We start from the raw sequence: 24,614 nt of genomic DNA, 5'->3' as shown, positions 1-24,614 counted from the left end.
GCGATCAGCCCAGCTGCTCCAGCGCGGTGCAGGCCGCCCGAAGAATCCGGGCATATTCCTGCTGTTGCGGCTCGATGCGATAGACCGGCCCGCCTACAGATATTGCATAGGGGATGCCCGACAAGGTCACAGGCCAGGCAATGGCGCAGACGTCGGGAATGGACTCGCCCAGGTTCATGAACCAACCGCGCTGCCGCGATTTTTCCAGATCGGCATCCACAGCCTCGGGGGACGTCAGTGTGCGTTCGTTGTGACGCTTCAGCGGACGGGCCGCCAGCAGGGCCTGCCTTTCCTCCGGTTCAAGTATCGAGAGCAAGGCCTTGCCCAGCGAATTGGCGTGCAGCTCGCGAAACTCGCCTGCCACCGGGGCATACCGTATCGTGTGCGGCGAATCCAGCACTTCGAGATACACCACCCTGCCGTCGCTGAGTTTGCCGAACACCACGGTTTCCTGGGTGGCGTCGCGCAATTCCACCAGGCTGGGATAGACACGGTCGAGCACCGGGTCGGCGCGGGCGATCCGCTGCGCCATGGCCAGCAGGCGCCCCGTCGGGTAATAGCCCTGCCGCCGGCCGGTCTCGTACAGATAGCCCAGGTCGGACAAGGTACGAATCAGCGCCAGGCAACTCGACACCGGCACTTCCAGCAGCCGCGCCAGCTCGGTCAGCGGCAGGGCACGCCTTTCGCGGGCGTAAGTCTCGATGATTTCGATGACGCGCAGGGCCGTTTTGACGCTCATGGGCTTGGCAACAAAGGGGAAAGGTTACGGCAGGCAGCCTAAAGTTCGGCCCGTAAGTGCCGTAATGGTAGCTGAGAATTTCCCGTTAAACCTGTGCCGCGCCCTGGCGCCGGCCCACTGGAGTGACCATGGCTGTCAGCCCGCTCGCCCCCGCCCCTCTTGCGCTAACCACCGTGACCGTCGCGCCGGCTCCGCCAGAGCCGGCCATGGCCGTCACCCCGGCTGCCGCCTCCACCGACAGCGGCGGCGCGCAAGATGCGGCGGCGGGCTCCGGCCAACCGCCCCTGCCCATGGATCGGGCGCTGGAGGAGCTGAACGACCAGCTTCGCGCCTGGAAGACCCAGTTGCAGTTCGAGATCGACCCGCACGTCCACCAGGTGGTGGTAACGATCGTCGATTCGGAAACGGGCGACACGATTCGCACCATTCCGTCGGAAACCCTGCTGCGCATCGCCCGAATGATAGTGCAGATGCAAGGCAATGCCGTCGCCACGACGGCCTGAAACTCTCAAATTAGACCGGCGTTGTGCCCTTGCCCGGCCGATCGCAACACGCGCCGATTTGACAGAATCGCACAGCTAGCAAGGAATTCGATATGGCCTCCATTACTTCACTGGGCGCCGGGTCGGGCCTGACCAACCTGGAAGACATGCTCAAGCAGCTCCAGGCTTCGGAAGAGGTCCGCCTGTCCCGCATTACGTCTCAACAGAACAGCTACAAGGCGCGCATCTCCGCTTTTAGCAAGATCCAGGGCGGCGTCGAGGCCGTTCAGAAAGCGGCCGCGGCATTGTCAGATCGCGCCACGCTGGACGCCGTGAAGAGCTCGGTGTCGGGCGAGGGGCTGTCGGTGAAGACCGCTCCGGGCGCGGTGGCGGGCGACTACAGGATCGCAATCAGCGACCTGGCCCTGGCGCAGAGCCTGAAGTCTGAAGCCGTCGCTAGCCGCACTGCCCAGATGGGAACGGGCGGCTCGATCGAAATCACGCTCGAGTCCGGCGCCAGCGCGACGATAGAGCTCGGGTCGGACACTTCGCTCAATGGCATCGCTAAAGCCATCAATGGCGACGACAAGGCGGGCGTACGCGCCACCATCATCACCGACGGCAATGGCAGCAGCTATCTGATGCTGACCAGCAAGGCAACGGGCCTCGAGGCCGCCGTGCAGGGCATCACCTCCGACAACGCTGCCGTGCAGAACGTCGTCGGCTACCAGGCGGGCGCCGCCTCGCCGATGAGCGAGCAGCAGGCCGCAAAGAATGCCAAAGTCACCATCAATGACATCGAAGTCGAAAGCCAGTCCAACACACTCGCGGGCGCGATCGATGGCGTAACGCTGGAACTGAGCGCCACGACCGAACCCGGCAAGTTCGTGACAGTGACAGTCACGAGCGATCCGGCGGCGGTGTCGAAGGCCGTCAAAGGCTTCGTCGACGCGTACAACGCACTCCAGACCACCATCGGCAGCCTGACCGCCTTCAATGTGGAAGAAGAGACCCAAAGCGCACTGACCGGCGACGGCACGGCCCGTGCCATCCAGTCGGCCATGGCCGCCGCGCTGCGGGTGGCGACGGGTGAAGGCGCGTTGCAGACACTGTCCCAGCTCGGCGTGACCACCGACCCGACCTCGGGCAAACTGCAGCTCGACCAGGCAAGGCTGGACCAGGCGCTGGCCGACAATCCCGCCGATGCAGCCCGCGTACTGGGCGGCAGCGGCGGGTTGGCCGAAAAAATGAAGGCCACCACCGAAGACATTCTGGGCACGGACGGCGCGATCAAGGTCCGCAGTGATGGCCTGCAGAAAACCGTGGACACGCTGCAGGATCAGTACGATCGCACCAAGGTGTCCATTCAGGCCACCATGGACAATTACCGCGCACAATTCACGCGGCTCGATGCCCTGGTCAGCCAACTGAACAGCATGAGCGCCTATCTGACCCAGCAATTTGCAGCGCTGGGCGGCAACAAATAACCGACTCAACAGGCCGCCACCATGACCTACGCAGCCCGCCGTCCCGCGGCTTATTCAGCCCGTTCCTACACCGACATCGGCCTGGAAACCCAGGTATCGAGCGCCAGCCCGGAACGATTGATCATGTTGTTGTTCAATGGTGCCCGCGCAGCCATTGCCCAGGCTCGGCTTCATCTCGCAGCGGGGCGCGTGGCCGAACGGGGCGCGGCCATTTCAAAGGCGATCCGCATCGTCGATGAAGGGTTGAAAATGGGCCTCGATATGGACGCCGGCGGCGAAATCGCGGCCAACCTGGCCAACCTGTATGACTACATCGTACGCGCCCTGCTGCAGGCGAATCTGAAGGGCGACGCGGAGCAGATGGAGTCCGTCGACCGCCTGCTGGCCGAACTGGCGCAAGCCTGGCAGTCCGCCAACGACCCTTCCGCCGGCTTGGTCCCGGCCTGATCTGCACGGCTGCACGCCGCCCCACATCGCCACCTGCGCGAGACTCTTATGACGTCCCCCCAGCGCCACGCCTCCGTCCTGGACATCTACCAGGAGATTGCCACCTTGACTGATGACATGTACGCGGCCGCCCGGGCGGGCGACTGGAGCCGTGTGCTCGTTCACGGTCAACGCTACTGTGAATGCGTCGAGCGGCTGCGCCGCATCGAACCCGGTACACCGCTGGACAACGCCGGCCGTGAAACCAAGTACGAACTGTTGGTGCGCATTCTGGCAAACGACGCCGCCACCCGTGACCTCGCGGTGCCGCAGATGGCTCGGCTGAGCGACCTTCTGGGCCGGATGAAGCGGCAGCAATCGTTGATGTCGGCGTACGGCGTACGGGCTTCGGCCGCATGAGCGCCGGCACCGCCCGCGCGAATCATCCGGAGCCCTGCGCATGAGCGTCGGTCCTTCGGCGTTGGGTACCGTGTTGGTGCAGCGGCTGGACGCCGTGCTGGGCACCACCATGGCGGCACACGCCAATCTCATCAGCGGAGCAAGACCCGATGCCGTGGCGCAGCCGGGAGAAGCCGCGCGGCCCGGCCAGACTGACCACGCCAGCCGTTCACCACGTTCCCCCGTCGACCCGGCCGCCGGTCGAGGCGAACGAGGATCCACCGTCGGGGATACCCGGCAGACCGATGCCTCGGGCCAGACCGAGCGCAGCCTGGTTACTCGCAGCGATACCACAGCATCCGCGCCGACCACCCTGGGTCAGACCGCACGCAGCATTCTGGCATTACTTGCGCTCTATCCGGAGCAGGCGCCACCTGCCCGGGGCCGGAGGCCTTTGTGGCTGGCGCCCGCCGGACCGCCCGACGCAGGCATTGTCCGCAGCTCTGCCCACGACGCAGCCGCAACCCCCAGGGCCGGCGCGTCCCATCCCACCGCGTCGCAGCGTTTCGCGGGCGCGGCGACCGTCGGGCCGGCCGCACTCCCATCCGGAACCGCCCCCGCGGCCGGGGCCGGCGAAACCCGTCCTGCCCCCGCCCTGCCTCCCGCCGCCGCCCTCGCCACAGCCCTGCGCCAGGCTTTGCAAGGCAGCGGCCTGTTCTATGAGTCGCACCTGGCCGACCTGGCCTACGGAAAGCGCTCCGCAGAGGAAATCCGCAGCGAGCCGCAAGCGACCCTGCCCCGCGCGCCGCAGCAGTCCAATGTGTCGGCCCCACGGACGCAGGCATCACCCCCTGGCCCGGCCACGCCTGCCGGGGCAACGGCGACTTCGTCGCCGGCGCCAGTGCCGGCAGGAATCCATCCCGACGCCGCTCCCCTGGTACGACAGCAACTCGATATTCTGGCCAATCACACGCTGAGTTGGCAGGGCGACGCTTGGCCGGGCACGCCCATGGAATGGGACGTCTGCAGGGAAGCCGCCCATGAGGGCGCCGATGGCGTTGCGCACTGGGCCACCCGCCTGAAATTGGACTTGCCGCGTCTGGGTCTGGTCGAGGCTCGCCTCAGCCTGGCCGGCGATCAGCTTGTCATGCAACTGGTTGCGCCGCGCAGCTCCCGGGAAATCAACGGGGCTGCGAAATCGCTGCGCCATACGCTGCAGCGCGCCGGCCTCACGCTCAGCCACTTGTCGGTAAGCGGTGCGGCCGCGTCCGGGTCGGCGCCATGAACGGCGGCGAAGGATTCGGTTCCTCTGCATCGCGCGGCGCCGCCGTGGCGCTGAGTTACGGCGAACACGACGCGGCGCCGCGCGTCGTGGCCAAAGGCTATGGCCAGATCGCCGACACCATCGTGCGCACCGCGCGCGAGCACGGCCTGTATGTACACGAATCGCGGGAACTGGTGAGCTTGCTCATGCAGGTGGATCTGGACACGCAAATACCGCCGCAACTCTATGCGGCCGTAGCCGAATTGCTGGCCTGGCTGTATCGCCTGGAAGCTGGCGCGCCGCCCGAAGCCGAGCCGGACGCGCTCGCGGCCGCGCAGGGCTGAATGCTCGGTGACGCCATGAAACCCATTGCCGCAGGCGCACTGCTTTGCCGCACCGACGAGATCCGCTCCATCTTGCGTGAACTCGCCCACCCGCAAGGGCGGGTGAGCGTGTGCGCACCCCGGCCTCTGAGCGCGACCGACCAGTGTGTGGCACGCATCCTCGGGCCAGATTGGCGATTGCGCCATTTTTTCTGGCGTCCCGAAGACTTCGGCGGGTTTCCCGAGCGCCTGTGCGCCAGCCGCACGCTCGATGACATCCTGCTGGATTTCACCGGCATCACCCCGGACGGAGGCGAGGTCCGGTTCCGCGTGAATCGCTCGCTGGCCATGCATTTCGTCGACAGCAGCGCCGCCATGCTGAGCGGCTTTCCGGAAGTCATCTGGTTTCAACACCCCCGGCCGCCTGCATCCGGCTGAGCCGGATCCGGCGCTAGACCGCCATCGACGAAATCTCCTTGTACGCAGCCACCAGTCGGTTGCGCACCTGCACGGCCGTCTGGAAGGCGATCGAACTCTTCTGCAGGTCGATCATCACGTCATTCAGGCTGATACCCGGGGCGCCCAGTTCGAAGGCCTTGGCCTGATTGCTGGCGGCATTCTGCGTAGCAGAGACTCTCTGCAGCGACCGATGCAGTTCGGCGGCAAACGTCGCCGGTCTTGGCGACAGGTCAGTGGCGGTGACGCCATTGCCCTGCGCGGTTTCCACCACGGCCCGCATCTGCTGCAACATGCTCTCGATTCCTGCCAAACCGGACACTGCCATGGCCCTCGCTTCCTTGCGCTCGAATGATGACGAGCTTGCAAGACTACGCCCGCGCGAACCGACCCGGTACGCCCAACAAGCGCCAAAAATCCCCGCAATTTGACCCTTGGCTGCAGGCCACACGGGTGGATGGCCACGCCGCAAGCGGGGGACACATAGAGAACAAGTAACGCCAAAAACCGCTTGTTTTCGTCGATTGGGAAGTCGGCATGCACGGCCATAATTCACGCTCCCCCGATACCAAGCATGTTGCATGCGTAACCTGCCACACCCGCCCATGTCGTCCGCCACCATGCTCCGCGAAGCTTGCCGGAGCCCCCGATGAACCAGCAGGCCACTTTGAGTACGCTGCTGACCCGGTTTCCGGCGCTCGAGAAAGTCCGGGCCCTGCCCAAGCCCTTGCTGATGGGCGCGGCCGCAGCGGTTGTAGCGGTCATCGCCGTGCTGGTGCTGTGGGGCCGCGAGCCCGAATACAAGGTCCTGTTTTCGAACCTGGACGACAGAGATGGCGGCGCCATTGTCAGCGCGCTCGGGCAAATGAACGTGCCCTACCGCTTCAGCGCTGACGGGCGTGCCCTGCTCGTACCGCCCGACCGCGTTTATGCCACGCGCATGCAATTGGCAAGCCAGGGCCTGCCCCGCGGCGGCTCTGTGGGCTTCGAGCTGCTGGACAACACGCGATTCGGCGCCAGCCAGTTCGCCGAACAAGTGAACTACCAGCGCGGATTGGAAGGCGAACTTGCCCGCTCGATCGAAGCGATGAACACGGTCCAGAGCGCCCGCGTGCACCTGGCGCTGCCACGGCAGTCGCTGTTCGTGCGTGACAGGCAGGCCCCGACCGCGTCGGTCCTGCTGCACCTGTATCCGGGCCGCAGCCTGAGCGACGCCCATGTGTCTTCCGTGGCTTGGCTGGTGGCTTCCAGCGTGCCGGATCTCACCGCCGACAACATCTCCATTGTCGACCAGAACGGCCGCCTGCTGTCTGCGCCGCAGGGCGAAGGTCGCGGCATGGAGCACGACCATTCGCGCCTGCGGCGCGATATCGAGCAGCGCACCGTCGAACGCATACTCACCATCCTGAATCCCCTGGTGGGTCCCGGCAATGTCCAGGCGCAGGCCAGCGCAGAGGTGGATTTCTCGCGCCGCGAGCAAACCTCAGAGGTCTACCGACCGAATCAGGAACCGGGCCAGGCGGCCGTACGCAGCAAGCAGACCAGTGACTCTTTACAGACTGGCGTCGATCTGGCGCAAGGGGTGCCCGGCGCGTTGAGCAATCAGCCCCCGGCGCCGGCCCAGGCTCCGCTGGTCAATTCGCAGCCGCCTGCCGCCGTCCCGCCCCAACCCGGACAAGCGCCTGCCACCGCAGCTCAGACCACCGCCACGTCGGCCCCCGCCGCTGTGCCTACCAACAATCGCAGCGACGCCACGATCAATTACGAGGTCGACCGCACCATCAGCCACGTCAAGCAGCCGGTGGGCCAGCTCACGCGTCTTTCGGTGGCAGTGGTGGTGAACTACCTGCCGGACAGCAGTGGTGAACCGAAGCCCTTGCCGCCAGAGGAACTGAGCAAGCTGACCAATCTGGTGCGCGAGGCCATGGGGTATTCCGAGGCGCGCGGCGACTCATTGAACCTGGTCAACAGCCAATTCAACGATCAGCCCGTGCAGCCTCCCGTCTGGCGCGACGCTCAGTTCATCGATCTGCTCAAGACGGTGTTCGCCTGGGTGCTGGGACTGGTGCTGGCGCTGTGGCTGTACCGCAGGCTCAAGCCCGTCGTGAGAGATTACCTGTATCCGCCGGTCGACCCGGTAGAAGCCGAGGAACGGCGTCTGGCGGCACAGCGCGAAGCCCAGGCGGCGGCGCGCGCCAAGGAGGTCGATCGCTACGAAGACAACCTGCAACGCGCTCGCGACATGGCCACCAAGGATCCGCGGGCCGTCGCCATGGTGATGCGAGCATGGATGCAAAGATGAGAAATGACGCAAAGCCTCTTGACGGCATCACGCGCAGCGCGGTGCTGATGATGTCGCTGGGCGAGGATGCCGCGGCCGAGGTGTTCAAGTATCTGACGGCACGCGAAGTGCAGCAGGTGGGCGCCTCGATGGCCAACCTGAAGCAGGTCACGCGCGGCGACGTGGCCGTCGTGCTCGAAGAATTCCGCCAGGAAGCCGATCAGTTCATGGCGGTCACGCTGGGGTCGGACGAATACATCCGGACTGTGCTGACCAAGGCGCTGGGCAGCGACCGGGCGGCCGGCCTGATCGAAGACATCCTGGAGGCGGGCGATGGCGCCAGCGGCATAGACGCGCTGAACTGGCTGGATCCCCACACGGTTGCTGAACTGATCGGCGACGAGCATCCGCAGATCATCGCGACCATCCTGGTGCATCTGGAGCGCGACCGGGCAGCGGGTGTGCTGGCTTTGCTGACCGACCGTCTGCGCAACGACGTCATGTTGCGCATCGCCACCTTCGGCGGCGTGCAACCGGCTGCGCTATCAGAACTGACCGACGTGCTGAACTCAGTACTGGCCGGCCAGGGTGCCAAGCGCAGCAAGATGGGCGGGGTACGCACGGCGGCCGAGATCCTGAACATGATGAACTCTTCGGACGAAGAGGCCGTGGTGGAAAGCCTGCGCGAACGCGACAACGACCTCGCGCAGAAGATCATCGACGAAATGTTTGTGTTCGATAACCTGATCGACGTTGAAGACCGGGCTTTGCAGCTCATCTTGAAGGAAATCGACAACGACGGACTCATGGTGGCGCTCAAGGGTGCTTCCGAGGACCTGCGCAACAAGTTCCTGCGCAACATGTCCAGCCGTGCAGCCGACATCCTGCGCGAAGACCTGGAGGCGCAAGGGCCGATCCGCATGTCGAAGGTCGAGGCCGAGCAGAAGAAGATCCTGCAGATCGCGCGGCGCCTGGCCGAGAGCGGCCAGATCGTGCTGGGCGGCCAGGGAGACGATGCCTATGTCTGAGGCCCGCCGGCCCGGACACGATGCGCCGCCCCGCTCTGCCTGGCGACGCTGGCAGATGTCCTCATTCGACGCGTCAGCATCCGCGGCGCCCGATCTCATCGAAATCGAGCCGCAGCCCGAACCCGGCCCCGATCCCGAGGAGCTGTTGCGCGAGGCCCTGGCCCAGGCGCGCGAAGAAGGCTACAGCGCCGGTCTGGAGCAAGGCCGCGACGCAGGCACGATCGCGGGCCGCGCGGAGGGCCATGCGGAAGGCTTTGAAGCAGGCCGCCAGGCCGGACGCGAAGAAGGTCTTGCGCAGGGCCGCGAGCAGGCGCGCCAGGAGGCCCTGCGCCTGCATGCCCTCGCCGACTCGTGTGCAGCGTCGCTCGCCGCGCTTGAAGCCCAGATGGGACAGGCCCTGTTGACCCTGGCCCTGGATATCGCCGGCCAGGTGTTGCGCACGACACTGGCCGAACGACCGGAATCCATGCTCGCCGGGGTACGCGAGGTCCTCCACATCAACCCCCCTTCGTCCGGCGTCCTGCGGCTGTGGGTGCATCCCGCCGACCTGGAACTGGTCCGCCTGCACTTGGCCGACGAGCTGCAGGAAGGCAACTGGCGCGTACTGGCCGATGAATCCATCCTCCGGGGCGGCTGCCGCGCCGAGACCCCGTATGGCGACATCGACGCCACCCTCGAGACCCGCTGGCGCCGCATCGCGGCTTCGCTGGGCCGCAGCGCCTCATGGGAGCCGACGCCATGAGCTCGGCCGCCCAGGTGCCCGTGATCGATCGCTGGGATGCACAGCTGCGCATCGGTTCGATACGCGCGGCCTCGACCGAGCCCTGGCTGGCCAGCGGACGGATTACCCGCGCGACCGGGCTCGTGCTGCATGCCACCGGGCTGCGGCTGCCCGTCGGTGCCGCATGCCGCATCGAGCTCGCCCGAGGCCATGACCTCTGGGCGGACGCAGAGGTGGTCGGGTTCGATGGTCATGTGCTCTACCTGATGCCGCAGGCCGATATTTCCGGTTTGCCGCCCGGCGCCCGGGTGATGCCCAGCGAGCCCCCCGTGCAACGCGCCATCCCGCTGCCCCGCACCGCAGAGTTGAACGGCAATGCAAAACCGCAACTGGGCCGCCACCTGCCGGTGGGCGATGCTCTGCTGGGCCGCGTGCTCGACGGGGCCGGGCGGCCGCTGGACGACCTCGGCCCATTGGTCGGCGCCGAACTGGCACCGCTGTCTGCACTGCCGATCAACCCCTTGTCGCGAGCCCCCATCGATTCGGTCCTGGACGTGGGCGTGCGCGCCATCAACGGCTTGCTGACGGTGGGCCGCGGCCAGCGCATGGGACTCTTTGCCGGATCGGGCGTGGGCAAGAGCGTACTGCTCGGCATGATGGCGCGTTATACGAAGGCCGATGTGATCGTAGTCGGCCTGATCGGCGAACGGGGCCGCGAGGTCAAGGAATTCATCGAACTCAACCTGGGCGCAGAAGGACTGGCGAGGTCGGTGGTAGTAGCCGCGCCAGCCGATGTGTCGCCGCTGCTTCGGCTGCAGGGCGCGGCCTATGCCACGCGGCTGGCCGAACATTTCCGCGACCAGGGCCAGGACGTGCTGCTGATCATGGACTCGCTCACCCGTTATGCCATGGCACAGCGCGAAATCGCACTGGCCATTGGCGAGCCGCCTGCGACGAAGGGGTACCCGCCGTCGGTGTTTGCGCGGCTGCCGGCGCTCGTCGAACGCGCCGGCATGGGCGCGCCCCGGCAGAACGGCAAAGCGGGGTCTATCACCGCGTTCTATACCGTTCTGGCCGAAGGCGACGACCAGCAGGATCCCATCGCCGATTCCGCGCGCGCGATCCTGGACGGGCACGTCGTCCTGTCGCGCCACCTCGCCGAAGCCGGCCACTATCCGGCCATCGATATTGAGGCGTCGATATCGCGCGCTATGACGGCGCTGATTCCCGACGCGCAGTATGCCGTGGTGCGCCGCTTCAAACAGACACTGTCTCGATATCAACGCAACCGAGACCTGATTGCCGTGGGCGCCTACACCGCGGGCAATGATCCGCAACTGGACGAAGCCATTGCGCGCTATCCGCGCCTGGAAGCCTATCTGCAGCAGAACATAGGCGACCGCGTGTCATACGACGACGCCGTGGATCAATTGCGCGCGTCCTTCGAGATCAAGGAAACCTATGTCTAGCCAATTGCCCCTGGACGCGCTGATCGGGCTGGCCAAGGAAAGCGCCGACGAAGCCGCACGGATGCTGGGGCGGTTGAACGCCGAACGCAATCATGCGGAACAGCAGTTGAGCATGTTGCGAGACTACCGGCAGGACTACCTGCAAAGGCTGCAGACCGCCATGCAGTCCGGCATGTCCGCGGCCGACTGCCACAATTATCAGCGATTCATCGCCACCCTGGACGACGCCATCAGCCAGCAGCTGAGCGTATTGCGCCAGGCCGACACGCACCTGGCACAGGGCCGGGTGCATTGGCAACAGCAACAGCGCAAGCTGAACTCCTTCGATGCGCTTGCCGAGCGCGAACGGCGGGCCCACGCCATACGCGAAACACGGCGCGACCAACGCGCCAGTGACGAATTCGCGGCGCGCATGAGCGCCCGCGCGCATCCGATTTAACCGATGACCAGGATGAGCCATTGACCGCCACCCCGACCGCATCCGCGCTGACACTTCCTGCCAATACCCTGACGCCCCCGCGCACGACGCCCCAGGCGAACGTGAAGCAGGGCCAGAGCTTCGCCCAACACCTGGCGCGCCATGGCCACGCGTCCGACGCGAAGGACCGCAATGGCGGCGTCACACCGGACAGGTCCGCCACGGCGGAACCTGCGGCGCCCGGCAAGCCGGGCCATCGCCCCGAAGAGGGTCCGGCCGAAACACAGCACGAAGTTGCGGCCGCCGAGTTGGCCACGGCGGCGGCCGTGCCGCCGGTGCTGCTGACCCCGCAGACGGCCACACCGCCGCCGGCGCTGCCAGCCCAGGCCCTGGAGATCGCTGCGCAGGCGACGGCGTTACAGCAAACAGTCGCAGCGCAGCTGCCCACCCAGGCCGCCGTCGCTACGCCCATGGGCATCACGGCGCCCGCTCTACCCGTTGCGCAGTCTGAGCCTGTGGACGACACCGGCATGGCCAAGCCGTCGCCCGCACCGACGCATTCGATGCAAGCCCCTCCGCTTGGGGCGGCTGCTTTCGCCTCGCTGGCCTCCCCGCCGGCTGGCCCCGCTGAATCGCTGATGCGGCATACCGCCGCCGACTCGCAGCCCGAAACGCCTCTGGACGCGCTGCGGCTGTCCAATGCGTCGGGCGAGGCGAATCTCGCCAGCACCGCGCCTGAAGCGGCCCTGCCTGCCGGGACCACCGCACCTGCTCCGGAATGGTCAGGTCTGGGTGTGGCAACCGCCGCGCCGATGCGGCACGACACCATCGCCCCGCCCGCGCCTGCGTCCGGGCCCTCCACCATGACATTGGCCGTCGGTACGCCCGTAGCTGCCACACCAGCCTGGGGCGCCGATCTGGGGCGGCAGTTGCTCACCCTGAGTCATGACGCCACACAAGGCCGGCACACTGCCGAGCTTCGACTCGATCCGCCCGACCTGGGGCCGCTGCGCGTCACCCTCAGCGTACATGACGGTGTGGCCAGCGCCAGCTTCGTATCGGCTCACGCCGCTGTGCGTCATGCCGTGGAAGCCGCGCTGCCTCAGCTTCAGCAGGCGTTGGCACAGGCGGGGCTGTCGCTCGGCCAGGCCGACGTGGGCGAGCATGGCGCAGAGGCTGGCGCCGGGACGCCGCAGCAGAACTCGGGCGGCGGCCGGCGTGGCGGCGCCGAGTCCGGCGGGAACGGCGCCTTGCCGCCGCAAGCGGCCGATGCCCCGGCACGCCGTGGCAACGGACTGGTCGACACCTACGCCTAGACGGCCTCCCCGGCCGCGCCGCCCTGCGGCCTTGCCCATGACGCCAGGCACCGGCGGCAGGGCAATAGCCTGAGATACGCGGCTTTCGCCCTGCTTTTCGCATGCAATCGGCAACGGACTTTGGGGCAGAATCCCTCCACTACCAAGTATCGATACCCTGATGGCCACTTCCAAGAATTCCTCCATGCCTGCTCGTAGCGGCCTTCCGCTGCGCTCGTCTGGCGGCAGCACCATCATGCGCACGCTGCTCTGGCTGCTGATCCTGGCCGCCGTCGCGGCGACCAGTGTTGCGGCAACCTGGTTCATCATGCAGCGCCAGCATGCGCAGGACGTCGCGCAAGTGCGGCTCGAAGTGGGACAGCCCGATACCGGAGCGGCGCCCTCACCGGCTCAGGCCGTTTTTGTCGCTCCCCCCGCCCGGCCGTCCCCGGTGCCGGCACCAATCTTCATCCCACTGGAAGCCTTTACCGTCACCCTGCTGAGCGCCGACAGCGAGCGCCTGCTCCATGTGGGGATTACGCTGCGCGCCCATGATGACCAGACTCGCCTGCGCATCGAAAAGTACATGCCGGAAGTACGCAGCCGCATCCTGATGGTGCTGTCGGCGCAGTCGCCCGTCGCCGTACAGACCGTGCAGGGCAAATCCGAAATTGCGCGCGCCGTCGTCGACGCAGTCAATCAGCCGTTCTTTCCCTTGCCCGACGGCCAGCATGTAAGCGACGCCCTGTTCACCGCCTTCGTGGTGCAGTAAGCATGGCCTACGAGGCGTTTCTTTCGCAGGACGAGGTTGATGCGCTGCTGGCCGGCGTCAACGGCGAGAGCGACAGCAAGCCGCGGGAGGCGGCCGACCAGCGGGGCGCGCGGGCATACGATCTGAGTTCGCCCGATCGCGTGGTACGCCGGCGCATGCAGACGCTGGAGCTCATCAACGAACGTTTCGCGCGCCACCTGCGCAACCTCTTGCTGAACTTCATGCGTCGCAACGCCGACATTACGGTCGGCTCGATCCGGATACTGAAATACGCCGACTTCGAACGCAATCTGCCCGTACCGAGCAATCTGAACATGATTCAGATGAAGCCATTGCGGGGCACGGCGCTGTTCACGTACGACCCGAACCTGGTCTTTCTGGTGATCGACAGCCTGTTCGGTGGCGATGGGCGTTATCACACACGGGTGGAAGGCCGCGACTTCACCACCACCGAGCAGCGCATTATCCGGCGCCTGCTCAACCTGACCCTGGAAAGCTACGGCAAATCATGGGAAGCGGTGTATCCCGTCGAGTTCGAATACGTGCGTTCCGAGATGCATACGAAATTCGCCAGCATCACGGGCAATAACGAGGTCGTCGTGGTGTCCTCGTTCCACATCGAGTTCGGCGCGACCGGCGGAGACCTGAATATCTGCCTGCCCTATTCCATGATCGAGCCGGTGCGCGATCTTCTGACCCGGCCATTGCAGGAAGCCACGCTGGAAGAGGTTGACCAGCGCTGGACTCAACAACTGTCGCGCCAGGTGCGCAGCGCCGATGTCGAGCTGACGGCCGAGTTCGCGTCCATACCCTCGTCCATTGGCGAATTGTTGCGGCTGGAAGTCGGCGACGTCCTGCCGATCGACGTGCCCGGCAACGTCATCGCCCGCGTCAACGGCGTGCCGTTGATGGAATGCGGCTACGGCGTTTTCAACGGCCAGTACGCACTACGCGTCCAGAACCTGTTTTCCCCCGAAATCGAAACTCACGAGGCCCCCGACCATGACTGACACGAACAAGCCCGGGCAGACCGGCGCCGGTTCGTCCGCCACCCCGGCCGACGACTGGGCCGACGCACTGGCCGAGCAATCCTCAGCGGCCCCGCCTCCCACCCAGGCCGATGGCTTGAAGCCCTCCGACGACTGGGCCGGCGCCATGGCCGAACAGGCCGCCGCAGCCCCCTCGGCGGCTGCAAGGCCCGCCGCCGGCTCGGTGTTCAAACCGCTGGCGGATGCTCCGGGCAGCAAAGTCAACGACATTGACCTGATCATGGATGTGCCCGTCCAGCTCACGGTGGAACTGGGGCGCACCCGCCTGACCATCAAGAACCTGCTGCAGTTGGGTCAGGGATCCGTGGTGGAACTCGATGGACTGGCCGGAGAACCGATGGACATCTTCGTGAACGGCTACCTGATTGCCCAGGGCGAGGTCGTGGTGGTGGATGACAAGTACGGCATCCGCCTGACCGACATCATCACCCCGTCCGAGCGCATCAACCGCCTGAACAATCGCCGCTGACACCATGAGCGACTCTGGCGTGCTGCGCGTGGTGATCGGCCTGCTGCTGGTGCTGGCGGCCATTCTGGCCTGTGCGTGGCTGGCACGCCGCGCCGGACTGGCGGGGCGTCAGGCTGGCGGGGTGCTGCGCCAGGTCGCAAGCCTGCCGCTGGGGCCGCGCCAGAGCGTGACGGTCCTGCAGATCGAAGACACCTGGCTGGTGGTCGGCGTCACACCGACCCAGCTCACCGCGCTGCACACCCTGCCCGCAGGCCCGCTGCCCCCCGCTGAGGCGGACCTCGCCGCATTCGCCGGCAAGCTCAGCCAGGCGCTCAAGCGCCGCGGCTGAGCCCGGCTCCACCCGACCATGCCGCATACTCTATCGATTCCCGGCAGGCGCCGCCCGCGCCCCGCCTGCGCGGTCGCGCTGGCCGCCCTGGCCCTGCTGCCGTCGGCTGTGCTGGCGCAGGCCGCGTTGCCCGCGCTTACGGCCACCCCCGGCGCGGACGGCTCACAGACGTATTCGCTCAGCATGCAGACCCTGCTGCTGATGACGTCGCTGTCATTCCTGCCCGCGGCGTTGCTGATGATGACAGGCTTCACCCGCATCATCATCGTGCTGGGGCTGTTGCGCAGCGCAATGGGCACCGCCATGTCGCCGCCCAACCACGTATTGATCGGCCTGGCCCTGTTCCTGACCTTCTACACCATGTCGCCGGTGTTCGACCGCATCTACGTGGAAGCTTACCAGCCGCTGGCCGCGGGTACCATGCCGTTCGAAACCGCCGTCGAGCGGGCCTCCGTGCCGCTGCGAGGTTTCATGCTGAACCAGACGCGCGAGAACGACTTGCTGCTGTTTGCAAACCTTGCCAATCACCCTCCGCTGCAAGATGCGTCCGAAGTGCCGCTGAAGATCCTCGTGCCGGCGTTTATCACCAGCGAACTGAAAACGGCCTTCCAGATCGGCTTCACCATCTTCATTCCGTTTCTCATCATCGACCTGGTCGTGGCCAGCGTGCTCATGGCGCTGGGCATGATGATGGTGCCGCCGGTCACCGTGGCACTGCCGTTCAAGCTGATGCTGTTCGTGCTGGCCGACGGCTGGAACCTGCTGCTGGGATCGCTGGCCGGCAGCTTCTACCAATGACCGGAGCCTGCGATGACCGCTGAAACCGTCATGTCCATGACTTACCAGGCCCTGAAGATCGCTCTGGCCATGGCCGGACCGCTATTGCTGGTGACGATGATCGTGGGGCTGGTCATCGCCGTCTTCCAGGCGGCCACGCAAATCAATGAAATGACACTGTCCTTCATCCCCAAGCTACTGGCGATGTGCGGGGTGCTGGTGCTGCTGGGCCCCTGGCTGCTGGGGCTCATGACCGATTACATCCGTCAGCTGCTCGGCCAGATTCCGCTGCTGGTTTCCTAGCAGCGTGGCCGCTCCCATCCCCCGTCATGATTGCGTTCACCCAGCAGCAGCTTGACGCGTGGCTGTTGCAGTTCCTGTGGCCCTTTGTGCGCATGCTGGCGCTCGTGGGTACCGCGCCCCTCTTCGCCGAATCAAGCGTGCCCGTGCGGGTCAAAGTCGGGCTCGCCTTCGTCCTTGCGCTCGCGGTCGTGCCAGGACTGCCGCCACCCCCGCCGATCCCCCCCGGTTCGTTTGCCGGCCTGATGTTGCTGGGGCAGCAAGTGCTGATAGGCGTGGCCATGGGATTCACCATGCGCGTGGCGTTCGCGGCGGTCCAGACTGCGGGCGAATTCGTCGGCCTGCAGATGGGGCTGTCCTTCGCGTCGTTCTTCGACCCCGGCACGGGCGCCAACACGGCCGTACTGTCGCGCCTGTTCAACATCGTGGCCATGCTCGTTTTCCTGGCTCTGGATGGCCATTTGCTGGTGCTGGCCGGCGTCGTGCATTCATTCGATTATCTGCCGCTGGCCGATGCCCCGCTGCATCGCGACGGATGGGCCATGATCGCCCAATGGGGGCAGACTATTTTCGTATCGGGCCTGCTGCTGGCACTGCCTCTGATCTGCGCGCTGCTGACCATCAACCTGGCGATGGGCATTCTCAATCGCGCCGCGCCGCAGTTGTCGGTGTTCGCCGTGGGCTTTCCCGTCAGCCTGCTTTCGGGCTTGCTATTGCTGTCGGTCGTGCTGCCCCGGTCTGCCGCCTTTCTCGAGAACCTGCTGCGCGACGCACTGCGCACGATGAGCGAAGTCGTGGCGGGCCTCGCGGGCATGCTCTGAGCAAGCCGGCCGCAGCCTGAAGCGATCACGCCGCGGGTCAGCCGCGGCGTGACGCCCCCCGGCATCAAGCCTGCGCCACTCGGGGCGGTACGTAGCCCGTCAGCTGCTGCGCAGGAACTTCGATCACCTCTCCCGCGTTGATCTTGAATACCGCCACCGCCTCGGCCAGCTGCTGCGCCTGCTCCTGCAGCGATCCCGCCGCCGCGGCCGCCTCTTCCACCAGCGCCGCGTTCTGCTGCGTGACTTCATCCATCTGCGACACCGCGCGATTGACCTGGTCTATCCCGCCCGACTGCTCTTCCGAGGCCGCCGATATCTCGCCCATGATGTCCGTCACCCGCTTGACCGAGGCCACGATCTCCTGCATCGTCGCCCCGGCACGCTCGACCTGCTGCGAGCCCGTGCCCACCTTGCTCACCGAGTCCTCGATCAGCACCTTGATCTCTTTGGCCGCCTGCGCACTGCGCTGCGCCAGCGAACGAACCTCGCCCGCCACCACCGCGAACCCCTTGCCCTGCTCGCCCGCCCGCGCCGCTTCCACCGCCGCGTTCAGCGCCAGAATATTGGTCTGGAACGCGATGCCATCAATCACCGACACAATCTCCGATATCTTGCGCGAACTCGCCGATATCGCCTGCATCGTGTGCACCACCTCAGATACTGCCGAACCGCCACGCTCGGCCACGTCCGACGCGCTGGCCGCCAGCTGGTTCGCCTGGCGCGCGTTGTCCGCGTTCTGCTTGACCGTCGAGGCCAGCTCTTCCATCGACGCCGCCGTCTCCTCCAGCGACGCCGCCTGCTGCTCCGTGCGGCTGCTCAGGTCGGTGTTGCCCGACGCTATCTCGCGCGAGCCCACGTTGATCTCATCCACCCCGCGGCGAACCTGCGACACCGTACGCGCAAGGTTCTCCTGCATGCGCTTGAGCGCCGCGAACAGCTGCCCGATCTCGTTGCCGTTGCGCACTTCCACGCGCGCCGTCAGGTCCCCACCGGCTATCTTGTCGAAATGCTGGCCCGCTTCGATCAACGGTCGCACGACCAGGCGCCCGAACACCATGCGCGCCACCAGCATCAGTACCAACGCCAGCAGAACCGCGACGCCGACCGCCGCCACGGCACGCTGGAAACTTGACTGCGCTGTGGCAACGTTGGCGCTCTGCTGCTGTTGAATGTAGTCGCTGAACTCGCGGATCGCCTCGATGAACGTGGCGCTGCGCGGCGTACCATATTCGTTGTTCACCATGTAGAAGGTCGAATAGTCTTCACTGCGAAGCGCTTCCACCATCGTATCCACGCCGTCGTCAATGTAGGCGCGATAGCGCCGAACCAGGTTCATTGACAGGCGGCGCCCTGTATCGTCTTCAAGCATGTTCTGCTGAAAATCCGAAAAGCGCTTGCGCACACTGTCGAGCCGGGCGGTGGCGCCGTCCAACGCTTCCTTGGCGCCTTGACCGGCGTTTTCGCCGCTTCCCCAGCCCGACTCTTGCTGGAAGCGCGCCGCCACCATCAAGTCGACCCGGGCGCGCAACATGTCACTGTTGATGATCTCCACCTGCTTGGCCCGATCCGTCAGGTCCTGGATCATGCGTATCGACTGGTAGTTCGTCTGCAGGAAATAGGCAGCCAGGGCACCCACCCCGGCAATCAGCAGCGCGAAGAACATCATCACGACCAGCAGCAGCGTACCGACCCGGGCATCGCGCACCTTCCACGAGCGCTTCTGCTTCGGGACCTTGCTCCGCTTCCTGCTTTTAGTCGGTTTGTTACCGGTATCGTAAGTCGCTTCCATTGCTCTCCCCGTCCATCAGAAAATTCGCATCGTCAATGTCCGCCAGCTGGCGCCGGCGTGCGTCAAGCCTGGCAGGTACGCCGAGGCCGTTATTGCGCCGGCGGAACTGGCGCCTCGCGACTGCCGGCCAAATCCGGCAGTCCGTCCAAGCCGGACGGCGGCGCGCCCGACAACTTTCGGCGTTCCCAGGGTTGCAGCAGCACGTTGTTGCTGTCCACCAGGCGAACCAGTCGGCCGTCAGGCCCAAACTGCAGCAATGCCTGTTTTTGGCTGTACAGGCCGTCGGTAATCCACGTGACGCGGTAAGTCCAGAGCGCCAGGACCCCGCCGTCGGACTGCCCATATACCAATGCGGGCGCGACTGCCAGGGCATGAGTCGCATCGGCCAACGTTGACGTCCCGGGATCGAGCCTGGCCAACTGCGCTCCGTCGAAGTTGCGTCCCGCCGTGGTGCAGCCCGACAGGACCGTGGCCAGCCCAAGCATCGTCAACAGTGCTCTCACATCCACGGCTGCCCCCTTTCCCTCGCGCACAAGCGTCAAAAAGATTCCCAGTCGTCGTCGGCGGAAGTCGTGCGCCGTGATGCAGGAGCGATCGCGGCAGGCGCCGCAGCGAAGGTGCGCCCTGGCCGCATCGCGGGAACGCCGTCCGACACGGCATGCGCGGCCACCTTGCGGCGCGTGGTTGCCCCCGAGGTCCCCGTCCCTGGATGGGTCGAGCCTGTGCCATCGGCCCCGCGCTCCATCGCCTGGCGAGAGCGGTCTGTAGCAGCCCGGCCGACACTCAATAAAGTTCTGGCCGTATTCGCGGCAGCTGCTTCGGGCGGCGCCGCTCGTGCCGCCGTCAAGGGTGCCGGATCGCGCTCACCCTCGCCGCGGCTTTCGCGCCCGTCGGCCTTTCGCGCCGCCCGCGGCGCCTCGACTGCGCGCGGCGCGTAGCCCGCCAGCCGCTGCGCGGGAACTTCGATCACCTCTCCCGCGTTGATCTTGAACACCGCCACCGCCTCGGCCAGCTGCTGCGCCTGCTCCTGCAGCGATCCCGCCGCCGCGGCCGCCTCTTCCACCAGCGCCGCGTTCTGCTGCGTGACTTCATCCATCTGCGACACCGCGCGATTGACCTGGTCTATCCCGCCCGACTGCTCTTCCGAGGCCGCCGATATCTCGCCCATGATGTCCGTCACCCGCTTGACCGAGGCCACGATCTCCTGCATCGTCGCCCCGGCACGCTCGACCTGCTGCGAGCCCGTGCCCACCTTGCTCACCGAGTCCTCGATCAGCACCTTGATCTCTTTGGCCGCCTGCGCACTGCGCTGCGCCAGCGAACGAACCTCGCCCGCCACCACCGCGAACCCCTTGCCCTGCTCGCCCGCCCGCGCCGCTTCCACCGCCGCGTTCAGCGCCAGAATATTGGTCTGGAACGCGATGCCATCAATCACCGACACAATCTCCGATATCTTGCGCGAACTCGCCGATATCGCCTGCATCGTGTGCACCACCTCAGATACTGCCGAACCGCCACGCTCGGCCACGTCCGACGCGCTGGCCGCCAGCTGGTTCGCCTGGCGCGCGTTGTCCGCGTTCTGCTTGACCGTCGAGGCCAGCTCTTCCATCGACGCCGCCGTCTCCTCCAGCGACGCCGCCTGCTGCTCCGTGCGGCTGCTCAGGTCGGTGTTGCCCGACGCTATCTCGCGCGAGCCCACGTTGATCTCATCCACCCCGCGGCGAACCTGCGACACCGTACGCGCAAGGTTCTCCTGCATGCGCTTGAGCGCCGCGAACAGCTGCCCGATCTCGTTGCCGTTGCGCACTTCCACGCGCGCCGTCAGGTCCCCACCGGCTATCTTGTCGAAATGCTGGCCGGCCAGACGCAGCGGCCGCAACACACTGCGCTGCATGAAAGCCCAGCACAGCGCAGCCAGCAGTAGCGATACCAGCACCAGAGCGATGGATACGCCACGCGACACGGTGTAATCGGCCTGAGCGTCCACCACCAGCTGGTCCGTACGCGAATCAACGTAGTCCAGATACTCCGCCACCGCCTTCTCGAAGGCGGCTGCCGCCGACTGCGTGCCCGAGTTCTGCTCAATGAAGCCGCGGAGATCCTGCCGTCCTACCGCTTCAACCTGGCGTGCGCCGCTGCCCGCGTAGCGCTGATACGCCGCGTTCAAGGCCTGCGCCTTCTCCGCGAGTCCAACGCTCTTGTCCGTGTCAATGAATGCATTCATCGACTGCGCCGCCGCGCTGCCGGCCGAACGCGCGTTGTCCAGGTACTGCGCGGATTCACGCAATCGGCCTTCCTGCAGTTCCAGCAGGGCCGCGGCCGCGTACAGGCGGGAACGCTGCAGCATGGTATACGCGGTGTACACCGGCGTAACCTGGTGCGAATACACCGCGTTGACCCGATCGAGCTTGTCATTGCTGGAATACATCGCCAGCCACGCGGCCCCGTTGGATAGCAACAGGGCCAGCAAGAGAACGCCTAGCACGAGGACGATGCCCGTGCGTACCTTCAAATTCGACAGCATGATCTAGGGCTTTATTGAGGTGAAAGGCAAAGGGTGGCCACCCGTCAGCGACCACGGCTGAACAGGCTGGATCCCTGGATGGTCGAGAACGAGGCGGCTGCGGCGTCCAGCGCCACTTTGCGCAGCAGCAACTGTGAAGTGACCGAATAAACGTCCACGTCTTCAAGGTCGGACAGCTGCTTGGTGTATGAAAGATTGCGCTGAGAGCCCACCGCGTCCAGGGCGTCGATCTCATTGAGGCGCGCGCCCACCGATGCCTGCACGGTCAGGACGTTGTCGAGAGTGAGCGTGAGTTTCTTGTTGGCGGTAGCCAGCATGTTGGTGATGGCTGCCGACGCGGCCGGGTCCTCCATGGCGGGCCGACCCAGCGTGTCGATGAGCCCGTTGAGCGTTTCGAACATATCCATGTTCGACGGCTTGGGCGTTTCGACCGTGAACGTGTCGCCCGCCGCGGGCCTGCCCGTAATGGCGACACGGACCCCGCCCATATCGATGGCCTCGCCCTCCGTGTAAGGCACAGGCGCCGGCGGGGGCACCGACCCAGGCACCGTGTCGGCGATATAGCTAAGTACGCCACCGTCGTCCACGAAACTGATCGAGAAATCCTGCCCCACGTTGTTCCCGGCAGCCGGCGCGCTGAACGCGACTTTTCCGAACTGCCCCGTGCCGGTGTTGGCTGCGCCTGCCTGCGCGATGTACGCCAGCGAGCCATTGGCGGACTTGCCGAAGATGTCGGCAATCACATCACTGCCCGCCATCTGGCGGCTCTGGTCGACCTGGATGATGCGCTGGCCGTTGTCGCCGCCATAAGTCACCGAACCATCGGCATTCAGCGTGACGGGTTGCGCATAACCATCGTGGCCCGAGAACAGATACTGCCCATTGCCGTCCGTGGAATTGGCCAGGCCCACCAGTTGCTCGCGGGCGCCCTGCAGTTCGGCGACCAGTGCCTGCCTGTCGGCATCGCTGAGCGTACCGCCCGCTTGCACCACGCGCTGCAGCACCGACTGCAACGTCGTGACGGTGGAAGCCAGCGCATTGCTTTCCAGCCCCAGTGTCTGCTTGGCCGTGTTGCGATTGGCCGCGTAGGTGGCGTTCATGCTCGACGTCTGCGACACGTTGACGGCCAGCGACGCCGCCAGGGGGTCGTCTGCCGGAGTCAGCACGCGTCGTCCGCTGGCAAGCTGCTCTTGCAGACGGGATAACGTTGCTTCTTGCTTCAGTATGCCGTTCAGGCCATTCTGGTAGATCAGTGAAGTGCTCAGGCGCATCATCGGGCTCCGGATCGGGTCAGTCGGCAGTGGCGGTTCAACGCAGGCCAAGCAGGGTATCGAACACCGTGCTGGCCACGTCCAGGATCCGGGCGCTGGCCTGGTACTGTTCCTGGTAGATTGTCAGGTTGACGTATTCTTCGTTCAGGTTCACGCCCGAAACGGACAAATACGCCGAGGTCTGCTGCGTGATGAGGTTTGCCTGCGCCGTGTTGGCCGTCTTGATCTGCTGAGTCTGCACGCCGACGTTATTGATCAGTTGCGAGAATTGACCGCTGAGGCTCAATGTGCCGCCGGCCAGCACCTTCCTGGTCTGCAGTTTCGCGAGTTCCAGGCCGTTGGCTCCGTTCGTCGTTCCGCCGGTGGCATCGGCAAGCGCAATCTTGGCCGGATCCGTGATCAACATGGCCAGGTCGCGCGCGGCGTCGCGCGTCGGTTGCAACATCCAGGTATCACCGGCCATGGGCGTGCCGCCCAGATCGACGGTCATGCCATCGAACTCGATCACAGGAGGCGTGCCGGCGGGCGTCAGCGTCTGGGTGCTGCCATCCGAGCGACGCGTGACCTGGTATTGCGTGCCGTCGAAAACGATGTCATACGAGGTCGCCTGGATTTCGCCCACGCTGGTGAACGCCGCGGCAAGGGTCCCGTCGCCGATATTGCCTGCATTCGGAATGCCCGCAGGATTGCCCAGTCCGAACAAGGGACCACCCGGGTCGCCGTTCAGGTCCCGTCCAGCCTCGTGCTGAGCATTGAACGCCAGCGCCAGGCCCACGGCAAGTTGCCCCAGCTGGTCCTGTACCGCATCCAGCGAAGCGCTCCGGAACTGCAGAAATCCACCCAGCTTGCCGCCGTCGATCTCGCTGTCCGACAGTTCCACCCGCGTCGTCGATCCACCACCTGCCGGCAAGGTATAGGCCAACGCCATGCGGGTGGGATCGGTGGCGGACTGCACTGCGGCCAGCGGATATACCGTCGTGCCCGACAGCAGGGTCTGCCCGCTCTGCAGCGTGATGTTAAGGCTGTCGCCCTGGGCGTAATAACGGATGCCCGCTAGCTGGTTCAGCTCGGAAAGTGTCTGGTCGCGCTGGTCCAGCAGGTCGTTCGGCGCGTGCCCCGATTTGCCTTGCGCGACCACGATCTGCTGGTTCAGATCATTGATGCGCTCGAGATAACTGTTGACCTGGTCCACCGTCGTGGAAATCTGCGTGTTCACGCCATCGCGCAGATTCTGCAGTTCTCGATATGCGGTGTTGATCTGGGTGACCAGCGAGTTGGTCTTGCCTATCATGTCCTGGCGCACGGCCGGGTCCGCAGGATTGCTGGCCCCCGCATTGATGCTGGCGAACAGGCCCTCCAGCGCCGGGGTGATGCCGACGGTGCGGTCGGCGAACAAATTGTTGATCTGCGAAACCTGATCGTACTGGGTGGCCAACTGCGCCCCAGACCCCTGCGCTCCCACCATCTGGCGGTATAGAAAGCTGTCGTACTGGCGCTTGACCGTGTCGACCTGCACGCCGCGCCCGAAATAGCCCTGGCCGGTTGCCGTGGCGCCGGCGGTCGAGGTCACGACGCGCTGGCGACTGTAGCCCACGTTGGCCGAATTGTTGATGTTGTGGCTGGTGACTTCCAGCCCCGCCTGCGAGGCGTTCAACCCGGTAAGCGCCAAGTTGTACAGATTCATTGTGCCGTTATCCCGTAGAAAACCGCGTCCGGTCCAGATACC

General features: G+C 65.6%; 26 protein-coding genes and 1 pseudogene. 20 read left to right on the top strand and 7 right to left on the bottom strand.

Annotation, left to right across the window (positions count from 1 at the left end; translation table 11 throughout):
• Positions 1-4 precede the first annotated feature (4 nt).
• Entirely contained in the window at positions 5-739 is a 735-nt protein-coding gene (locus tag ACV17W_RS01790) for an IclR family transcriptional regulator (RefSeq protein ID WP_462594752.1), read from the bottom strand.
• Between the two features lie 128 nt (positions 740-867).
• Between ACV17W_RS01790 and ACV17W_RS01785 the strand changes: the two genes are divergently transcribed.
• The 7 genes from ACV17W_RS01785 (at position 868) to ACV17W_RS01755 (ending at position 5,558) form a co-directional block, all read left to right on the top strand.
• Positions 868-1,242 (top strand): flagellar protein FlaG, encoded by a 375-nt coding sequence (locus ACV17W_RS01785; protein ID WP_462594751.1) that lies wholly within the window; start codon positions 868-870, stop codon positions 1,240-1,242.
• A 92-nt stretch (positions 1,243-1,334) separates the two neighbouring features.
• The gene (gene fliD, locus ACV17W_RS01780) at positions 1,335-2,708 is read left to right on the top strand and encodes a flagellar filament capping protein FliD (RefSeq protein WP_462594750.1); all 1,374 of its coding nucleotides are present in this window, start codon (positions 1,335-1,337) and stop codon (positions 2,706-2,708) included.
• Between the two features lie 21 nt (positions 2,709-2,729).
• Positions 2,730-3,155, top strand: coding sequence for a flagellar export chaperone FliS (gene fliS, locus ACV17W_RS01775; RefSeq protein ID WP_462594749.1), 426 nt, complete (start codon positions 2,730-2,732; stop codon positions 3,153-3,155).
• 48 nt (positions 3,156-3,203) lie between these two features.
• Complete coding sequence (locus tag ACV17W_RS01770) at positions 3,204-3,554, top strand: flagellar protein FliT (RefSeq protein WP_462594748.1); 351 nt, start codon at positions 3,204-3,206, stop codon at positions 3,552-3,554.
• 40 nt (positions 3,555-3,594) lie between these two features.
• Positions 3,595-4,818, top strand: a complete 1,224-nt coding sequence (gene fliK, locus ACV17W_RS01765) for a flagellar hook-length control protein FliK (RefSeq protein WP_462594747.1) — start codon at positions 3,595-3,597, stop codon at positions 4,816-4,818.
• The gene (locus ACV17W_RS01760; RefSeq protein WP_462594746.1) at positions 4,815-5,141 is read left to right on the top strand and encodes an EscU/YscU/HrcU family type III secretion system export apparatus switch protein; all 327 of its coding nucleotides are present in this window, start codon (positions 4,815-4,817) and stop codon (positions 5,139-5,141) included. Before fliK ends, ACV17W_RS01760 begins: the two co-directional genes overlap by 4 nt.
• Positions 5,142-5,156: 15 nt before the next feature.
• Positions 5,157-5,558: a hypothetical protein gene (locus tag ACV17W_RS01755; RefSeq protein WP_462594745.1), complete on the top strand. Its 402-nt coding sequence runs from the start codon at positions 5,157-5,159 to the stop codon at positions 5,556-5,558.
• Between the two features lie 13 nt (positions 5,559-5,571).
• Here the strand turns inward: ACV17W_RS01755 and fliE are convergent, their stop codons facing one another.
• Positions 5,572-5,904, bottom strand: coding sequence for a flagellar hook-basal body complex protein FliE (fliE, locus tag ACV17W_RS01750; protein WP_462594744.1), 333 nt, complete (start codon positions 5,902-5,904; stop codon positions 5,572-5,574).
• Positions 5,905-6,225: 321 nt separating this feature from the next.
• Between fliE and fliF the strand changes: the two are divergent.
• From fliF to fliR, 13 genes and pseudogenes are all read left to right on the top strand, one after another.
• A pseudogene (gene fliF, locus ACV17W_RS01745) lies at positions 6,226-7,885 on the top strand (flagellar basal-body MS-ring/collar protein FliF).
• Positions 7,875-8,885 carry a flagellar motor switch protein FliG gene (gene fliG / locus ACV17W_RS01740; RefSeq protein ID WP_462594743.1) on the top strand — a complete coding sequence of 337 codons (1,011 nt, stop codon included), beginning with the start codon at positions 7,875-7,877 and terminating at the stop codon, positions 8,883-8,885. Before fliF ends, fliG begins: the two are co-directional and overlap by 11 nt.
• Positions 8,878-9,627 carry a flagellar assembly protein FliH gene (fliH, locus tag ACV17W_RS01735; protein ID WP_462594742.1) on the top strand — a complete coding sequence of 250 codons (750 nt, stop codon included), beginning with the start codon at positions 8,878-8,880 and terminating at the stop codon, positions 9,625-9,627. The genes fliG and fliH overlap by 8 nt, the downstream gene beginning before the upstream one ends.
• The gene (gene fliI / locus ACV17W_RS01730) at positions 9,609-11,075 is read left to right on the top strand and encodes a flagellar protein export ATPase FliI (RefSeq protein WP_462594741.1); all 1,467 of its coding nucleotides are present in this window, start codon (positions 9,609-9,611) and stop codon (positions 11,073-11,075) included. Before fliH ends, fliI begins: the two co-directional genes overlap by 19 nt.
• Entirely contained in the window at positions 11,068-11,514 is a 447-nt protein-coding gene (gene fliJ / locus ACV17W_RS01725) for a flagellar export protein FliJ (RefSeq protein ID WP_462594740.1), read from the top strand. The genes fliI and fliJ overlap by 8 nt, the downstream gene beginning before the upstream one ends.
• A 20-nt stretch (positions 11,515-11,534) precedes the next feature.
• A complete protein-coding gene (locus ACV17W_RS01720; RefSeq protein ID WP_462594739.1) occupies positions 11,535-12,809 on the top strand; it encodes a flagellar hook-length control protein FliK in 1,275 nt (424 codons plus the stop codon).
• 160 nt (positions 12,810-12,969) lie between these two features.
• The gene (locus ACV17W_RS01715; protein WP_462594738.1) at positions 12,970-13,560 is read left to right on the top strand and encodes a flagellar basal body-associated FliL family protein; all 591 of its coding nucleotides are present in this window, start codon (positions 12,970-12,972) and stop codon (positions 13,558-13,560) included.
• Positions 13,561-13,562: 2 nt separating this feature from the next.
• Positions 13,563-14,570 (top strand): flagellar motor switch protein FliM, encoded by a 1,008-nt coding sequence (gene fliM / locus ACV17W_RS01710; RefSeq protein WP_462594737.1) that lies wholly within the window; start codon positions 13,563-13,565, stop codon positions 14,568-14,570.
• Complete coding sequence (fliN, locus tag ACV17W_RS01705; protein ID WP_462594736.1) at positions 14,563-15,078, top strand: flagellar motor switch protein FliN; 516 nt, start codon at positions 14,563-14,565, stop codon at positions 15,076-15,078. Before fliM ends, fliN begins: the two co-directional genes overlap by 8 nt.
• A gap of 4 nt (positions 15,079-15,082) precedes the next feature.
• The gene (gene fliO, locus ACV17W_RS01700; RefSeq protein ID WP_462594735.1) at positions 15,083-15,406 is read left to right on the top strand and encodes a flagellar biosynthetic protein FliO; all 324 of its coding nucleotides are present in this window, start codon (positions 15,083-15,085) and stop codon (positions 15,404-15,406) included.
• 18 nt (positions 15,407-15,424) lie between these two features.
• Positions 15,425-16,204, top strand: coding sequence for a flagellar type III secretion system pore protein FliP (fliP, locus tag ACV17W_RS01695; RefSeq protein WP_462594734.1), 780 nt, complete (start codon positions 15,425-15,427; stop codon positions 16,202-16,204).
• 12 nt (positions 16,205-16,216) lie between these two features.
• On the top strand, positions 16,217-16,486 hold the full coding sequence (fliQ, locus tag ACV17W_RS01690; protein ID WP_462594733.1) for a flagellar biosynthesis protein FliQ: 270 nt from the start codon (positions 16,217-16,219) through the stop codon (positions 16,484-16,486).
• 26 nt (positions 16,487-16,512) lie between these two features.
• On the top strand, positions 16,513-17,304 hold the full coding sequence (gene fliR, locus ACV17W_RS01685) for a flagellar biosynthetic protein FliR (protein WP_462594732.1): 792 nt from the start codon (positions 16,513-16,515) through the stop codon (positions 17,302-17,304).
• A 64-nt stretch (positions 17,305-17,368) separates the two neighbouring features.
• On the opposite strand, the gene ACV17W_RS01680 is transcribed toward fliR, so the two are convergent.
• The 5 genes from ACV17W_RS01680 to flgK all read right to left on the bottom strand — a co-directional run bounded on the left by ACV17W_RS01680 (position 17,369) and on the right by flgK (position 24,572).
• Positions 17,369-19,093: a methyl-accepting chemotaxis protein gene (locus tag ACV17W_RS01680; RefSeq protein ID WP_462594731.1), complete on the bottom strand. Its 1,725-nt coding sequence runs from the start codon at positions 19,091-19,093 to the stop codon at positions 17,369-17,371.
• An 89-nt stretch (positions 19,094-19,182) separates the two neighbouring features.
• Positions 19,183-19,602 (bottom strand): hypothetical protein, encoded by a 420-nt coding sequence (locus tag ACV17W_RS01675; RefSeq protein ID WP_462594730.1) that lies wholly within the window; start codon positions 19,600-19,602, stop codon positions 19,183-19,185.
• Between the two features lie 29 nt (positions 19,603-19,631).
• The gene (locus ACV17W_RS01670) at positions 19,632-21,617 is read right to left on the bottom strand and encodes a methyl-accepting chemotaxis protein (RefSeq protein ID WP_462594729.1); all 1,986 of its coding nucleotides are present in this window, start codon (positions 21,615-21,617) and stop codon (positions 19,632-19,634) included.
• A 44-nt stretch (positions 21,618-21,661) separates the two neighbouring features.
• Positions 21,662-22,888 carry a flagellar hook-associated protein FlgL gene (gene flgL / locus ACV17W_RS01665; protein WP_462596426.1) on the bottom strand — a complete coding sequence of 409 codons (1,227 nt, stop codon included), beginning with the start codon at positions 22,886-22,888 and terminating at the stop codon, positions 21,662-21,664.
• 37 nt (positions 22,889-22,925) lie between these two features.
• Positions 22,926-24,572 carry a flagellar hook-associated protein FlgK gene (gene flgK / locus ACV17W_RS01660; RefSeq protein ID WP_462594728.1) on the bottom strand — a complete coding sequence of 549 codons (1,647 nt, stop codon included), beginning with the start codon at positions 24,570-24,572 and terminating at the stop codon, positions 22,926-22,928.
• Positions 24,573-24,614 lie beyond the last annotated feature (42 nt).

The organism is Bordetella sp. MIP270_01_BMS (assembly GCF_054958705.1).
This window is presented reverse-complemented; position numbering and strand designations above follow the sequence as displayed.

Bases quoted from the DNA above. Each gene is read 5' to 3' on its own strand.
- ACV17W_RS01760 (WP_462594746.1), top strand. From the start codon at position 4,815: ATGAACGGCGGCGAAGGATTCGGTTCCTCTGCATCGCGCGGCGCCGCC.
- fliO (WP_462594735.1), top strand. From the start codon at position 15,083: ATGAGCGACTCTGGCGTGCTGCGCGTGGTGATCGGCCTGCTGCTGGTG.
- fliK (WP_462594747.1), top strand. From the start codon at position 3,595: ATGAGCGTCGGTCCTTCGGCGTTGGGTACCGTGTTGGTGCAGCGGCTG.
- fliN (WP_462594736.1), top strand. From the start codon at position 14,563: ATGACTGACACGAACAAGCCCGGGCAGACCGGCGCCGGTTCGTCCGCC.
- fliQ (WP_462594733.1), top strand. From the start codon at position 16,217: ATGACCGCTGAAACCGTCATGTCCATGACTTACCAGGCCCTGAAGATC.
- fliG (WP_462594743.1), top strand. From the start codon at position 7,875: ATGAGAAATGACGCAAAGCCTCTTGACGGCATCACGCGCAGCGCGGTG.
- fliP (WP_462594734.1), top strand. From the start codon at position 15,425: ATGCCGCATACTCTATCGATTCCCGGCAGGCGCCGCCCGCGCCCCGCC.
- fliI (WP_462594741.1), top strand. From the start codon at position 9,609: ATGGGAGCCGACGCCATGAGCTCGGCCGCCCAGGTGCCCGTGATCGAT.
- flgK (WP_462594728.1), bottom strand. From the start codon at position 24,572: ATGAATCTGTACAACTTGGCGCTTACCGGGTTGAACGCCTCGCAGGCG.
- fliD (WP_462594750.1), top strand. From the start codon at position 1,335: ATGGCCTCCATTACTTCACTGGGCGCCGGGTCGGGCCTGACCAACCTG.
- ACV17W_RS01770 (WP_462594748.1), top strand. From the start codon at position 3,204: ATGACGTCCCCCCAGCGCCACGCCTCCGTCCTGGACATCTACCAGGAG.
- ACV17W_RS01755 (WP_462594745.1), top strand. From the start codon at position 5,157: ATGAAACCCATTGCCGCAGGCGCACTGCTTTGCCGCACCGACGAGATC.
- fliM (WP_462594737.1), top strand. From the start codon at position 13,563: ATGGCCTACGAGGCGTTTCTTTCGCAGGACGAGGTTGATGCGCTGCTG.
- ACV17W_RS01790 (WP_462594752.1), bottom strand. From the start codon at position 739: ATGAGCGTCAAAACGGCCCTGCGCGTCATCGAAATCATCGAGACTTAC.
- ACV17W_RS01785 (WP_462594751.1), top strand. From the start codon at position 868: ATGGCTGTCAGCCCGCTCGCCCCCGCCCCTCTTGCGCTAACCACCGTG.
- fliH (WP_462594742.1), top strand. From the start codon at position 8,878: ATGTCTGAGGCCCGCCGGCCCGGACACGATGCGCCGCCCCGCTCTGCC.
- fliE (WP_462594744.1), bottom strand. From the start codon at position 5,904: ATGGCAGTGTCCGGTTTGGCAGGAATCGAGAGCATGTTGCAGCAGATG.
- fliJ (WP_462594740.1), top strand. From the start codon at position 11,068: ATGTCTAGCCAATTGCCCCTGGACGCGCTGATCGGGCTGGCCAAGGAA.
- fliS (WP_462594749.1), top strand. From the start codon at position 2,730: ATGACCTACGCAGCCCGCCGTCCCGCGGCTTATTCAGCCCGTTCCTAC.
- ACV17W_RS01715 (WP_462594738.1), top strand. From the start codon at position 12,970: ATGGCCACTTCCAAGAATTCCTCCATGCCTGCTCGTAGCGGCCTTCCG.
- ACV17W_RS01680 (WP_462594731.1), bottom strand. From the start codon at position 19,093: ATGGAAGCGACTTACGATACCGGTAACAAACCGACTAAAAGCAGGAAG.
- fliR (WP_462594732.1), top strand. From the start codon at position 16,513: ATGATTGCGTTCACCCAGCAGCAGCTTGACGCGTGGCTGTTGCAGTTC.
- flgL (WP_462596426.1), bottom strand. From the start codon at position 22,888: ATGCGCCTGAGCACTTCACTGATCTACCAGAATGGCCTGAACGGCATA.
- ACV17W_RS01670 (WP_462594729.1), bottom strand. From the start codon at position 21,617: ATGCTGTCGAATTTGAAGGTACGCACGGGCATCGTCCTCGTGCTAGGC.